At 60.9% G+C, this 12266-nt stretch carries 13 protein-coding genes and 1 pseudogene; 11 read left to right on the top strand and 3 right to left on the bottom strand.

Features of this window, described 5'->3' with window-relative positions:
• The first annotated feature begins 119 nt into the window (after positions 1 to 119).
• From BLT00_RS13715 to BLT00_RS13695, 5 genes are all read left to right on the top strand, one after another.
• Positions 120 to 497 carry a gamma-butyrobetaine hydroxylase family protein gene (locus BLT00_RS13715; RefSeq protein WP_063323314.1) on the top strand — a complete coding sequence of 126 codons (378 nt, stop codon included), beginning with the start codon at positions 120 to 122 and terminating at the stop codon, positions 495 to 497.
• 278 nt (positions 498 to 775) lie between these two features.
• Positions 776 to 2455, top strand: a complete 1680-nt coding sequence (gene phaC / locus BLT00_RS13710) for a class II poly(R)-hydroxyalkanoic acid synthase (RefSeq protein ID WP_063323315.1) — start codon at positions 776 to 778, stop codon at positions 2453 to 2455.
• Positions 2456 to 2553: 98 nt separating this feature from the next.
• On the top strand, positions 2554 to 3408 hold the full coding sequence (gene phaZ / locus BLT00_RS13705; RefSeq protein WP_072344981.1) for a poly(3-hydroxyalkanoate) depolymerase: 855 nt from the start codon (positions 2554 to 2556) through the stop codon (positions 3406 to 3408).
• Between the two features lie 112 nt (positions 3409 to 3520).
• Positions 3521 to 5203, top strand: coding sequence for a class II poly(R)-hydroxyalkanoic acid synthase (gene phaC / locus BLT00_RS13700; protein WP_063323317.1), 1683 nt, complete (start codon positions 3521 to 3523; stop codon positions 5201 to 5203).
• 61 nt (positions 5204 to 5264) lie between these two features.
• A complete protein-coding gene (locus BLT00_RS13695) occupies positions 5265 to 5885 on the top strand; it encodes a TetR/AcrR family transcriptional regulator (protein WP_092146795.1) in 621 nt (206 codons plus the stop codon).
• Positions 5886 to 6092: 207 nt separating this feature from the next.
• On the opposite strand, the gene BLT00_RS13690 is transcribed toward BLT00_RS13695, so the two are convergent.
• From BLT00_RS13690 to BLT00_RS13680, 3 genes are all read right to left on the bottom strand, one after another.
• Positions 6093 to 6986 carry a phasin family protein gene (locus BLT00_RS13690; RefSeq protein ID WP_092146796.1) on the bottom strand — a complete coding sequence of 298 codons (894 nt, stop codon included), beginning with the start codon at positions 6984 to 6986 and terminating at the stop codon, positions 6093 to 6095.
• Positions 6987 to 6996: 10 nt separating this feature from the next.
• Positions 6997 to 7419 carry a phasin family protein gene (locus tag BLT00_RS13685; protein ID WP_003196940.1) on the bottom strand — a complete coding sequence of 141 codons (423 nt, stop codon included), beginning with the start codon at positions 7417 to 7419 and terminating at the stop codon, positions 6997 to 6999.
• Between the two features lie 265 nt (positions 7420 to 7684).
• A complete protein-coding gene (locus BLT00_RS13680; RefSeq protein WP_092146798.1) occupies positions 7685 to 7960 on the bottom strand; it encodes a polyhydroxyalkanoic acid system family protein in 276 nt (91 codons plus the stop codon).
• A gap of 155 nt (positions 7961 to 8115) precedes the next feature.
• On the opposite strand from BLT00_RS13680, the gene ubiE reads away from it, so the two are divergent.
• The 6 genes and pseudogenes from ubiE to BLT00_RS13650 all read left to right on the top strand — a co-directional run bounded on the left by ubiE (position 8116) and on the right by BLT00_RS13650 (position 12258).
• Entirely contained in the window at positions 8116 to 8886 is a 771-nt protein-coding gene (gene ubiE, locus BLT00_RS13675) for a bifunctional demethylmenaquinone methyltransferase/2-methoxy-6-polyprenyl-1,4-benzoquinol methylase UbiE (RefSeq protein WP_003196937.1), read from the top strand.
• Positions 8886 to 9510 (top strand): annotated as a pseudogene (locus BLT00_RS13670) (SCP2 domain-containing protein). Before ubiE ends, BLT00_RS13670 begins: the two are co-directional and overlap by 1 nt.
• Positions 9507 to 11111, top strand: a complete 1605-nt coding sequence (gene ubiB / locus BLT00_RS13665; protein ID WP_092146800.1) for a ubiquinone biosynthesis regulatory protein kinase UbiB — start codon at positions 9507 to 9509, stop codon at positions 11109 to 11111. The pseudogene BLT00_RS13670 and the gene ubiB overlap by 4 nt, the downstream one beginning before the upstream one ends.
• 111 nt (positions 11112 to 11222) lie before the next feature.
• Entirely contained in the window at positions 11223 to 11621 is a 399-nt protein-coding gene (gene hisI / locus BLT00_RS13660; protein WP_063323322.1) for a phosphoribosyl-AMP cyclohydrolase, read from the top strand.
• Entirely contained in the window at positions 11614 to 11946 is a 333-nt protein-coding gene (locus BLT00_RS13655; RefSeq protein ID WP_003186671.1) for a phosphoribosyl-ATP diphosphatase, read from the top strand. Before hisI ends, BLT00_RS13655 begins: the two co-directional genes overlap by 8 nt.
• Positions 11947 to 11970: 24 nt before the next feature.
• Positions 11971 to 12258, top strand: coding sequence for a twin-arginine translocase TatA/TatE family subunit (locus BLT00_RS13650; protein WP_063323323.1), 288 nt, complete (start codon positions 11971 to 11973; stop codon positions 12256 to 12258).
• The last annotated feature ends 8 nt before the right edge of the window (positions 12259 to 12266 follow it).

The raw sequence follows: 12266 nt of genomic DNA, 5'->3' as shown, positions 1-12266 counted from the left end.
CGCCGCCGCTTATCCGGCGGATTGTCGGGAGTCTTTTGGGAGGGCTTCGCCCTCCAGCGGGAGCAAGCTCCCTCGCCACGGATCGCTCATGCAAGGCGTCACGAAACGGACGATCTGCCATGACCAAACTCCCCACCGCCATCAACCTGCACAAAGCCTCCAAGACCCTGACGCTCAAATACGCGCCGGACGAGGAGTATCACTTGCCCGCCGAGTTCCTGCGGGTGCACTCGCCTTCCGCCGAGGTCCAGGGCCACGGCAAACCCATCCTGCAATATGGCAAGCTCAACGTTGCACTGATCAAGGTCGAACCGGCCGGCCAGTACGCACTGAAATTGACCTTCGACGACGGCCACGACAGCGGGCTGTTCACCTGGGACTATCTCTACCAGTTGGCGGTGCGTCAGGAAGACTTGTGGAACGATTATCTTGGCGAACTCAAGGCCGCCGGAAAAACCCGCGACCCGGACGAGTCCGTCGTCAAGCTGATGCTCTAACTCAGGGGCTGGCGCTTTAGGGCGATTTTTCTAGACTCATCTGCTTGAATGCCCGCGCAGCAACGTCAATGACTGGCCTGCTTGCGAAAAAAATTAAACTCGGGTAACCAATGGAGCTGGCAAGTTACCTGCAAAGGAACCGCCGAGTTCCTGGCATACGTTTCCTCATTGGCCCTCGATGCGGAATTAATGGTCACCCGAGCAGCGTACCTGGTATTGGCTGTGTGGCTTCATGGCACGATCCGGGTACTCGTCTGAAGGACAATGGAGCGTCGTAGATGAGCAACAAGAACAACGATGACCTGAAGTATCAAGCCTCGGAAAATACCCTGGGGTTGAATCCCGTCGTCGGCTTGCGCAGGAAAGATCTGCTGGCCTCTGCCCGCATGGTGCTGACCCAGGCCATCAAACAACCGCTGCACAGCGTCAAGCACGTCGCCCATTTCGGCGTCGAACTCAAGAATGTCCTGTTCGGCAAATCCGAACTGCAACCGGCCGGCGACGACCGTCGCTTCGCTGACCCGGCGTGGAGCCAGAACCCACTCTACAAACGCTACTTGCAAACCTACCTGGCGTGGCGCAAGGAGCTGCACGCCTGGATCGACGACAGCAACCTCTCGCCCGCGGACATCAGCCGCGGGCATTTCGTGATCAACCTGATGACCGAAGCCATGGCCCCGACCAACTCGGCGGCCAACCCGGCAGCAGTCAAGCGCTTCTTCGAAACCGGCGGCAAGAGCCTGCTCGATGGCCTGTCCCACCTGGCCAAGGACCTGGTGCACAACGGTGGGATGCCGAGCCAGGTCGACATGGGCGCGTTCGAGGTCGGCAAGAGCCTGGGCGTGACCGAAGGCGCCGTGGTGTTTCGCAACGACGTGCTGGAGCTGATCCAGTACCGCCCCATCACCGAGCAGGTCCACGAGCGACCGCTGCTGGTGGTACCGCCACAAATCAACAAGTTCTATGTATTCGACCTGAGCCCGGACAAGAGCCTGGCGCGCTTCTGCCTGCGCAGCAACGTGCAGACCTTCATCGTCAGTTGGCGCAACCCCACCAAGGAACAGCGCGAGTGGGGCCTGTCGACCTACATCGAGGCGCTCAAGGAAGCGGTGGACGTGGTCACGGCCATCACCGGCAGCAAGGACGTGAACATGCTCGGCGCCTGCTCGGGCGGCATCACCTGCACCGCGCTGCTGGGCCATTACGCCGCCCTCGGCGAGAAAAAGGTCAATGCGCTGACCCTGCTGGTCAGCGTGCTCGACACCACCCTGGACACCGACGTGGCGTTGTTCGTCGACGAACAGACCCTGGAAGCGGCCAAGCGCCATTCCTACCAGGCCGGTGTACTCGAAGGTCGCGACATGGCCAAGGTGTTCGCCTGGATGCGCCCCAACGACTTGATCTGGAACTACTGGGTCAACAATTATCTGTTGGGCAACGAGCCACCCGTGTTCGACATCCTGTTCTGGAACAACGACACCACGAGGCTGCCAGCGGCGTTCCACGGCGACCTCATCGAAATGTTCAAGAACAATCCACTGATCCGTCCCAATGCACTGGAAGTGTGCGGCACGCCCATCGATCTCAAGCAAGTCACCGCCGACATCTTCTCCCTGGCCGGCACCAACGACCACATCACGCCGTGGAAGTCCTGCTACAAGTCGGCACAGCTGTTTGGTGGCAAGGTGGAGTTCGTGCTGTCGAGCAGCGGCCATATCCAGAGCATCCTCAACCCGCCAGGCAATCCCAAGTCGCGCTACATGACCAGTGATGACATGCCAGCCAAGGCCGAGGATTGGCAGGAGAATTCAACCAAGCACACCGACTCCTGGTGGCTGCACTGGCAGGCCTGGCAGGCCGAGCGCTCGGGCAAACTGAAAAAAGCCCCGACCGTGCTGGGCAACAAGGCCTACCCGGCCGGTGAAGCGGCGCCCGGCACTTATGTGCATGAAAGATAGCTGCAAGCTTCAAGCTTCAAGCTTCAAGCGCCTTAACTTGCAGCTTGAAACTTGAAGCTTGATGCTGCTTTTCCACTTCTCCACCCCAGGGCTTGAGCATGCCGCAACCGTACATCTTCCGTACCGTCGATCTGGATGGCCAGACCTTGCGCACCGCGGTACGTCCCGGCAAGCCTCACTTGACGCCCTTGCTGATTTTCAACGGCATCGGCGCCAACCTCGAGCTGGTGTTCCCGTTCATCCAGGCCCTGGACCCGGACCTGGAAGTCATCGCCTTTGACGTACCCGGTGTCGGCGGCTCATCGACGCCCAACCGGCCGTATCGTTTTCCTGGCCTGGCCAAACTCACCGCGCGAATGCTCGATTACCTGGACTACGGGCAGGTCAATGTGATCGGCGTGTCCTGGGGGGGCGCCCTGGCCCAGCAGTTCGCCCATGACTACCCCGAGCGCTGCAAGAAGCTGGTACTGGCGGCCACGGCGGCCGGGGCGGTGATGGTGCCGGGTAAACCGAAGGTGCTGTGGATGATGGCCAGCCCCCGGCGCTACGTTCAACCTTCCCATGTGATGCGTATCGCCCCACTGATCTACGGCGGTTCGTTCCGTCGCGACCCGAGCCTGGCGGCCAGCCATGCGGCCAAGGTTCGTTCGGCGGGCAAGCTCGGTTATTACTGGCAACTGTTCGCCGGCCTGGGCTGGACCAGCATCCACTGGCTGCACAAGATCCACCAGCCGACCCTGGTGCTGGCTGGCGACGATGACCCGCTGATCCCGCTGATCAACATGCGCATGCTGGCCTGGCGCATTCCCAACGCCCAATTGCACATCATCGATGACGGCCATCTGTTCCTGATCACCCGGGCCGAGGCGGTGGCGCCGATCATCATGAAATTCCTGGAGGAAGAACGTCAGCGTGCGGTGATGCATCCGCACCCCTCACCACTGGGCGGCTGAAACCGCCCATTAGCGCCTGGCAGGACGCCGGACCGCGCAGCGACCCGAAACAGCGACTATGTTGTCTGGTTCGGTGTGTTTGTTTTTAGCCTGATGACGAAGGAGTTGACTCATGCGCGACAAACCGGCGAAGGGTTCCATGCCCGCCCCTGCCAGCTTCATCAACGCACAAAGTGCGGTCACCGGCCTGCGTGGCAGGGACCTGCTGTCCACCTTGCGCAGCGTTGCCGTACACGGCTTGCGCAACCCGGTGCACAGTGCCCGGCATGCGCTGAAGCTGGGCGGTCAACTGGGCCGAGTGCTGCTGGGGGAGACCCTGCACCCCACCAACCCCAACGACCAGCGTTTCGCCGACCCCACCTGGCAGCTCAATCCGTTCTACCGCCGCAGCCTGCAGGCCTACCTGAGCTGGCAGAAACAGGTGACGAGCTGGATCGACGAAAGCACCATGAGCCAGGATGACCGCGCCCGCGCCCACTTCGCCTTCGCCCTGCTCAACGACGCCGTTTCGCCGTCCAATACCTTGCTCAACCCGCTGGCGGTCAAGGAGTTGTTCAACTCCGGCGGCACCAGCCTGGTTCGAGGCCTCAGCCATCTGGTGGATGACCTGCTGCACAACGACGGGTTGCCGCGACAAACCACGCCCCATGCCTTTGAAGTCGGCAAGACCCTGGCAACCACCCCTGGCGCGGTGGTGTTTCGCAACGAATTGCTCGAGCTGATCCAGTACCGGTCCATGAGCGAAAAGCAATACGCCAAGCCGTTGCTGATCGTGCCGCCGCAGATCAACAAGTTCTACATTTTCGACCTGAGCCCTTCCAACAGCTTCGTCCAGTACGCCCTGAAAAACGGTTTGCAAGTTTTCATCATCAGTTGGCGCAACCCTGACGTACGCCATCGCGAATGGGGCCTGTCCAGCTACGTCGAGGCCGTGGAAGAGGCCATGAACGTCTGCCGGGCGATCACCGGCGCCCGCGAGGTCAACCTGATGGGCGCCTGCGCCGGAGGCATGACCATCGCCGCCCTGCAAGGCCACCTGCAAGCCAAGCGCCAGTTGCGTCGGGTCGCCAGTGCCACGTACCTGGTGAGCCTGCTGGACAGCCAGATCGACAGCCCGGCCACGCTGTTCATCGACGAGCAGACTCTCGAAGCCGCCAAGCGCCGTTCCTACCAGAAAGGCATCCTCGATGGCCGCGACCTGGCCCGGGTGTTTGCCTGGATGCGCCCCAACGATCTGATCTGGACTTACTTCATCAACAACTATCTGCTGGGCAAGGAGCCGCCGGCCTTCGACATCCTCTACTGGAACAACGACTGCACCCGCCTGCCGGCGGCTTACCACGGCGACCTGCTGGACTTCTTCAAGCACAACCCACTGACCCATCCCGGCGGTCTGGAAGTGTGCGGCACACCTATCGACCTGCAGAAAGTGACGGTGGACAGCTTCAGTGTGGGCGGCATAAATGACCACATCACACCGTGGGACGCGGTGTATCGCTCGACCCTGTTGCTCGGTGGCGAAAAACGCTTCGTGCTCTCCAACAGCGGCCACGTCCAGAGCATCCTCAACCCGCCGGGCAACCCCAAGGCCAACTTCATCGAAAGCGCAAAACTGAGCAGCGACCCACGGGCCTGGTACTACGACGCCAAGCACGTCGAAGGCAGTTGGTGGACCCAATGGCTGGGCTGGATCCAGGAGCGTTCCGGCGCCCAGCACGAAACCCAGATGACCTTGGGCAACGCGAACTACCCGCCCCTGGACGCAGCTCCCGGTACCTATGTTCGCGTGCGCTGAAGCACCTTACCCCACGGCCAGGCGATTGGCCGTGGCATGACTTGATCATTAAGAAGACCGGATGAAAACCCGCGACCGCATCCTTGAATGTGCCCTGCAATTGTTCAACGAAAAGGGCGAGCCGAACGTCTCCACCATGGAAGTTGCCAACGAAATGGGCATCAGCCCGGGCAACCTCTATTACCACTTTCATGGCAAGGAACCGCTGATCCTCGGCCTATTCGAGCGATTCCAGGGCGAACTGGCGCCGCTGCTGGACCCTCCGGCGGACGTGCAGTTGGCGCCGGAAGACTACTGGCTGTTCCTGCACTTGATCGTCGAACGCCTGGCCCAGTACCGCTTTCTGTTCCAGGACCTGTCGAACCTGGCCGGGCGCCTGCCGAAGCTGGCCAAGGGTATCCGCCAATTGCTCAATGCCCTGAAGCGCACCCTCGCCTCACTGCTGGCGCAGCTCAAGGCCCAGGGATTGCTGATCAGCGATACCCAGGCCCTGGGGCAGCTGGTGGAGCAGATCACCATGACCTTGCTGTTCTCCCTGGACTACCAGCGGATCCTCGACCGTGAAGGCGAGGTTCGGTTGGTGGTCTACCAGATCATGATGCTGGTGGCCCCGCACCTGCCGCCCGCGACCAAGGTGGCGACTGAGCAACTGGCGTTGCGCTACCTGGAAGAGCATGACTGACGACCAGCAGTGGAAGATCCATTGTGGGAGCGAGCTTGCTCGCGATTGCGGTGTATCAGTCAAGATCAATACTGCTGACCCGCCGCTATCGCGAGCAAGCTCGCTCCCACATTGTTTTCTGGGTGATTTCAAAGTTTGAGATTGACCTGCGTACAAACAAAAACGCCCGACCTTCACAGGCCGGGCGTTTTTGCATGTCCCGCAGAATCAGGACTGGGTGGGAGGCGTCGTTGGAGCCGGCGCTGGAGTTGGCGTGGCGACCGGGGTCGGAGCGGCGGCGGAGTTCGCCGTGCTCGTCGGGGTCGCCGGTTTGGCGGCCGCGGTTGGCGCCTTCGGTGCAGCGGCTTTCGGCGCGGCCGGCTTTTTCACGGCCGGTTTTTTCGCCGCAGCAGGTTTGGCCGCTTTTGCCGCAGGCTTGGCCGCAGGCTTGGCCGCGGGTTTCGCTGCCGGTTTGGCCGCTGCCGTTTTAGCCGCGGGTTTGGCCGCAGGCTTGGCTGCCGCTTTGGCCGCTACCGGTTTGGCCGCCGCCTTGGCAGCAGGCTTGGCCGCAGCAGTTTTAGCCGCGGGCTTGGCTGCTGCTTTCGCCGCAGGTTTGGCGGCGGTTTTTGCCGCAGCCTTGACCAGTGGCTTGGCCGCCGTTTTAGCGGCCGGCTTGGCCGCTGCAGTCTTGGTCGCCACGGGTGCGACTTTGGCGCCGGTGAGTTTTTCGATCTGCTTGGTCAGGGTGTCGACCTTGCTGTGCAGTGCCTTGACTTCATTACGGCTCGGCACACCCAGGCGCGAGATCGCACTGTTCAGGCGCTTGTCGAAAGCCCCCTCCAGTTCGTCCCATTTGCCCAGTGCACGATCCTTCACGCCACCGATTCGCGACTTGGCGGACTCGGCAGAGTCCTTGGCTGCATCGACTTGTTTGCCGACTGCCGTCTTGGTGAGTTTTTCGGCCTTTTCGCCGTCCTTAACCAGGGACTCGAAGAGCTTGCTGCCGTCAGTGTCGATCTTCGAGTACACGCCTAAACCAGCAAGCCAGATTTTGCGGGAATACTTTTCAATCTTCCCGGCCCACGAGCTGCCCTCTTTTTCTGTGATTTTTTTGCCAGCCATCCCGTTCTCCTTAATGTTTACGCGCGACACGTTCGAGCAATGCTGTCAGCTCATCGAGCTTAGCAGAGAGTGTCTCAACGTCATGTTTAGACGGAATGCCGATACGATTCAAGGCACTTGCAACACGGGCATCGAATACCTTCTCGACTTTATCGAGTTGTACTTCAACCCGGGCCTTGAAAGTATTGACGTCGCTCTTGGCTTCAATCAATTCGCTGTTGGCCGCTTCAAGTTTTCCGGCAATTTTCTTTTTGCCTTTGGTTTCAATAACTTCGCCAGCCTTTACCAACTCCTGAAAGTACTCGCTGCCTTCCTGGCCGACCTTCGTGTAGGCGCCCAGGCCCGCCAGCCAGATCTTGCGCGCGTACGTTTTCACGTCGCTGAGCGTGGAAGATTCAACGTCGGTTTTTTTCTTCAGAATAACTTTGGCCATGGTGCACCTCACTCGAAAATGGTTTGAGGAACTGCCCGCACACGGTCGGGCTCAGGCACAAAGTAGTGACAATAATTAGAAAGGGCACCCTAACAACTGACACATAACCGGATGGCGACCGACTTCATGTGGGAACAGGCTTGCTCGCGAATGCGGTGGACCATTCACTATTGATGTCGACTGATCCACCGCTTTCGCGAGCAAGCCCGCTCCCACAGGAGTAGGTTGTGAACTTGGATGTGTTCCACCCCACCCTTTCGAACAATCAGACCAACGCCTTATCCAACGCCTTTTCGATTTCGCTCTTGATCGTGCCGCTCATGGCCGACATCAACATGCCCAGTTCCACATCGACGCGGATCGAGTCCTCGCCAACATGCACTTCGCCCTTGACCCCGGAACGCTTGAGTTTCAGGGTGTCGCCCTCCCACTGCGGCTCCAGGCCATAGCTATCGGACAACTTCTGCGCCAGCTTGTCGGCTTTCTCTCGTGCCGCTTCCTTGCCCAGGCCATGGGCACGCTCAACCGTTATACGGGCCATCGGGTGACTCCTGTTTTATCGGGACTTGCCTGAACGTTTCAGACCCTGCCTGCGTCAAAACGTCCCGGCGGTCGCCCATCTTACCTTCAGCCTTGCCAAGACAAAGCCCTCCACCGGGATTAGAATGTCCCGCATTCTTTTTTGGTGACCGCGATATGACTGATCAGCGCAAAGGCAGCGATGCCGAACCCACCACTCACTTCGGCTTCAAGAACGTGCCGGAAAGCCAGAAAGCGGAAAAAGTCGCTGAGGTTTTCCACTCCGTAGCCGCCAAGTATGACTTGATGAACGACCTGCTCTCGGGCGGCATGCACCGCCTGTGGAAGCGTTTCGCGATCGAACTGTCGGGCGTGCGCAGTGGTAATCGCGTACTGGACATCGCCGGCGGCACGGGCGACCTGACGAAGAAGTTTTCCCACATCGTTGGGCCGACCGGCCAAGTCGTCCTGGCCGACATCAACGAATCCATGCTCAAGGTCGGTCGCGACCGCCTGCTGGACCTGGGTGTGGCCGGCAACGTCGAGTTCGTCCAGGCCGACGCTGAAAAGCTGCCGTTCCCCGACAACCATTTCGACTGCGTGACCATCGCCTTCGGCCTGCGCAACGTCACCCACAAGGAAGATGCCCTGCGCTCGATGCTGCGCGTGCTCAAGCCCGGTGGCCGCCTGCTGGTGCTGGAGTTCTCCAAACCGACCAACGCGCTGATGTCCAAGGCCTATGACGCCTACTCGTTCGCCTTCATGCCGCTGATGGGCAAGCTGATTACCAACGACTCGGAAAGCTATCGCTACCTGGCCGAATCGATCCGCATGCACCCGAACCAGGAAACCCTGAAGTCGATGATGGTCGAGGCCGGTTTCGACCGCGTGACCTACCACAACATGACCGCAGGCATTGTCGCCCTGCACCGCGGTATCAAGCCCTGATGCTGCTCACCGGCCTGCTTGCCAGCGTTGAACTCGGCCTCAACCGGGTGTTGCGCCTGGACAGCACGGCGCTCGCGCGCCTGGCGCACTTGAGCGGCAAGGTGATTGCCGTGGACTGCCGCAGCCCGACGTTGCGGTTGTTCATCCTGCCCAGCGACGAGGGCCTGATGCTCGCTGCGCACTGGGAGGCCGAGGCCGACTGCACGCTGCGCGCACCGGCGTCGAGCCTGCTGAACCTGGCCCTGGGCAAGGACAAGACCGCGGTGCTGCACAGCCCCGACGTGGAGCTCGACGGCGACAGCGGCGTACTGCTGGAGCTGGCGGCGATCCTCCAGGACCTGGAACTGGACTGGGAATACGAAGTGTCTCGCTGGATCGGTCCGGTGGCGACCCAATTGCTCAGCGGCCATTTGCGCAGCCGCAGCCGCTGGTATCGGCAAGGGTTCGCCAGCCTGGGGCAGAATCTGAGTGAATACCTGGCCGAAGAATCGCGTACCCTCGTAGGCCAACGCGAAGCACAAGCCCGTTTTAATGAACTGGACCAGATCAAACTTGACCTGGAACGTCTCGAGGCGCGTTTCGAGCGCCTTTCCCGATCCCTTGAAACCAAGCGATAACGCATGAAGCTGCTTGCCGTCCGCCGTTTGTTGCGCATCCAGCGCGTCGTGATCCGCTACCGCCTCGATGACCTGCTGTTCGCCCTGCCGTTGCCCTGGTTTCTCCTGGCCCTGCGCTTCGTGCTGCCGTGGCGCTGGTTTCCACGGCGAACGCTGGACTTGAGTCGCGGTGCGCGCTTGCGCCTGGCCTTGCAGGACCTGGGGCCGATTTTCATCAAGTTCGGGCAAATCCTTTCGACCCGTCGCGACCTGTTGCCCGAAGACATCGCCGATGAACTGATGCGCCTGCAAGACCGCGTGCCGCCGTTCGATTCCAAGGTGTCGGTGGCGCTGATCGAGGAACAACTGGGCAAGAAGATCAGCGAAGTCTTCAGCCGTTTCGACGTCGACCCCCTGGCCTCGGCCTCCGTCGCCCAGGTTCACGCCGCACAACTCAAGAGCGGCGAAGAAGTGGTGGTCAAGGTCATCCGCCCGGGCCTCAAGCCGATCATTGCCCAGGACCTGGCGTGGCTGTTCATCCTCGCCCGCGCCGCCGAGCGGCTGTCGGCCGATGCCCGCCTGCTGCACCCGGTGGACGTGGTCCAGGACTACGAAAAAACCATCTACGATGAACTTGACCTGCTGCGCGAGGCCGCCAACGCCAGCCAGCTGCGTCGTAACTTCGAGGGCTCGCCGCTGCTCTATGTGCCGCAAGTCTATTGGGACTGGTGCCGGCCGAAAGTGTTGGTGATGGAGCGTATCTACGGCATCCAGGTCACCGACCTGGCGACCCTGGCCGACCAGCGCACCGACATGAAGATGCTCGCCGAACGCGGCGTGGAAATCTTCTTCACCCAGGTGTTTCGCGACAGCTTCTTCCACGCCGACATGCACCCAGGCAACATCTTCGTCAGCACGGTGCAGCCGTGGAGCCCGCAGTACATTGCCATCGACTGCGGCATCGTCGGTAGCCTGACCCCTGAAGACCAGGACTACCTGGCGCGCAACCTGTTCGCCTTCTTCAAGCGTGACTACCGTCGCGTCGCCCAGCTGCACATCGATTCAGGCTGGGTGCCGGCCGAGACCAAGCTCAACGAATTCGAAGCGGCGATCCGTACCGTGTGCGAACCGATCTTCGAAAAACCGTTAAAAGACATTTCCTTTGGCCAGGTACTGATGCGCCTGTTCCAGACGGCGCGACGCTTCAACATGGAAGTCCAGCCACAGTTGGTGCTGTTGCAGAAAACCCTGTTGAACATCGAAGGCCTCGGCCGCCAGTTGTACCCGGACCTCGACCTGTGGAATACCGCCCAGCCGTTCCTCGAACGCTGGATGCGCGAGCGCGTCAGCCCCAGAACCTTGCTGGGCAACGTGCAAAGCCAGTTCGAGCAGCTCCCGCACCTGGCCAACATGACCCGCGACCTGCTCGAACGCATGTCACAGCCCCACGCCCACGACCCGGCGCCCCCGTGGCAACGACGCAAGGACGATTGGCTGTTGCGCCTGCTGGGCGCGGCTCACCTGGGTGGCGGCGCCGTGCTGGCGACCGGCGGGCCGCTGAGCCAGCTGGGTCACTGGCCCGCCGGTATCATGATGGTGGTCGGTCTGTATCTGGTCGTTCGCCGATAGCAGGAATCAGCCGCAAGCTTTAAGCTGCAAGCCACAAGCTCCATACATACATAAATCTGCTTTTACTTGCAGCTTGAAGCTTAAAGCTTGCCGCTGCCGTCAGGACTCAAGATGAAAAACTGGCAGGACGAGATCAAATGGGACGCTGACGGCCTGGTGCCGGCCATCGCCCAGGATCACAAGACCGGGCGTGTGCTGATGATGGCCTGGATGAACCGCGAAGCGCTGGCCCTGACCGCCGCCGAGAACCGCGCCATCTATTGGTCACGTTCCCGTGGCAAGCTGTGGCGCAAAGGTGAAGAGTCCGGGCACGTGCAGCACCTGCATGAGATGCGCCTGGACTGCGACGGCGACGTCATCATCCTGATGGTCGAGCAAGTCGGTGAGATTGCCTGCCACACCGGCCGTCAAAGCTGCTTCTATCGCGTCTTCGAGAACGGCGACTGGAAAATCGTCGACCCGGTGCTCAAGGACCCGCACGCCATTTATTCAGGACATACGCATGAGTGACACCCTGACCCGCCTGGCCCAGGTGCTGGAAGAGCGCAAGGGCGCCGCGGCCGACAGTTCCTATGTCGCCAGCCTGTACCACAAGGGCTTGAACAAGATTCTGGAGAAAGTCGGCGAAGAGTCGGTCGAGACCATCATCGCCGCCAAGGACGCCGCCATCAGTGGCGATTGCAGCGACGTGATCTATGAGACCGCCGACCTGTGGTTCCACAGCCTGGTCATGCTGGCCCAACTGGGGCAGCATCCGCAGGCCGTACTGGATGAACTGGACCGTCGCTTCGGTCTGTCCGGGCACGTCGAGAAAGCCTCGCGCCCGTCCGCCTGATCAATTTTTGAGAGGAGTAGCCACATGGGTATCTTTGACTGGAAACACTGGGTCGTCATCCTGGTCGTCGTGGTGCTGGTGTTCGGTACCAAGAAACTGAAAAACCTCGGCACCGATGTCGGCGAGTCGATCAAGGGCTTTCGCAAGGCCATGAACGACGACGAAAAACCGGCCGACCCGTCGGCGGCTGCTAGCCAACCGGCGCAGCCGACCCAACCGGTACACCCCCAGGCCAGCCAGCCTGTGAACGCGCCGCACACCATCGACGTGCAGGCACAGAAAGTCGAAGAGCCCGTCCGCAAAGACTCGTGAGCACTGAC

This window comes from Pseudomonas sp. NFACC51 (assembly GCF_900103575.1).
Taxonomy (GTDB): domain Bacteria; phylum Pseudomonadota; class Gammaproteobacteria; order Pseudomonadales; family Pseudomonadaceae; genus Aquipseudomonas; species Aquipseudomonas fluorescens_Q.
The sequence above is the reverse complement of the archived record's forward strand: the minus strand, read 5'-3'. Positions and strand labels throughout refer to the sequence as shown.

Bases quoted from the DNA above. Each gene is read 5' to 3' on its own strand.
- BLT00_RS13690 (WP_092146796.1), bottom strand. From the start codon at position 6,986: ATGGCTGGCAAAAAAATCACAGAAAAAGAGGGCAGCTCGTGGGCCGGG.
- BLT00_RS13650 (WP_063323323.1), top strand. From the start codon at position 11,971: ATGGGTATCTTTGACTGGAAACACTGGGTCGTCATCCTGGTCGTCGTG.
- phaZ (WP_072344981.1), top strand. From the start codon at position 2,554: ATGCCGCAACCGTACATCTTCCGTACCGTCGATCTGGATGGCCAGACC.
- BLT00_RS13685 (WP_003196940.1), bottom strand. From the start codon at position 7,419: ATGGCCAAAGTTATTCTGAAGAAAAAAACCGACGTTGAATCTTCCACG.
- BLT00_RS13655 (WP_003186671.1), top strand. From the start codon at position 11,614: ATGAGTGACACCCTGACCCGCCTGGCCCAGGTGCTGGAAGAGCGCAAG.
- BLT00_RS13695 (WP_092146795.1), top strand. From the start codon at position 5,265: ATGAAAACCCGCGACCGCATCCTTGAATGTGCCCTGCAATTGTTCAAC.
- BLT00_RS13715 (WP_063323314.1), top strand. From the start codon at position 120: ATGACCAAACTCCCCACCGCCATCAACCTGCACAAAGCCTCCAAGACC.
- BLT00_RS13680 (WP_092146798.1), bottom strand. From the start codon at position 7,960: ATGGCCCGTATAACGGTTGAGCGTGCCCATGGCCTGGGCAAGGAAGCG.
- ubiE (WP_003196937.1), top strand. From the start codon at position 8,116: ATGACTGATCAGCGCAAAGGCAGCGATGCCGAACCCACCACTCACTTC.
- phaC (WP_063323315.1), top strand. From the start codon at position 776: ATGAGCAACAAGAACAACGATGACCTGAAGTATCAAGCCTCGGAAAAT.
- ubiB (WP_092146800.1), top strand. From the start codon at position 9,507: ATGAAGCTGCTTGCCGTCCGCCGTTTGTTGCGCATCCAGCGCGTCGTG.
- phaC (WP_063323317.1), top strand. From the start codon at position 3,521: ATGCGCGACAAACCGGCGAAGGGTTCCATGCCCGCCCCTGCCAGCTTC.
- hisI (WP_063323322.1), top strand. From the start codon at position 11,223: ATGAAAAACTGGCAGGACGAGATCAAATGGGACGCTGACGGCCTGGTG.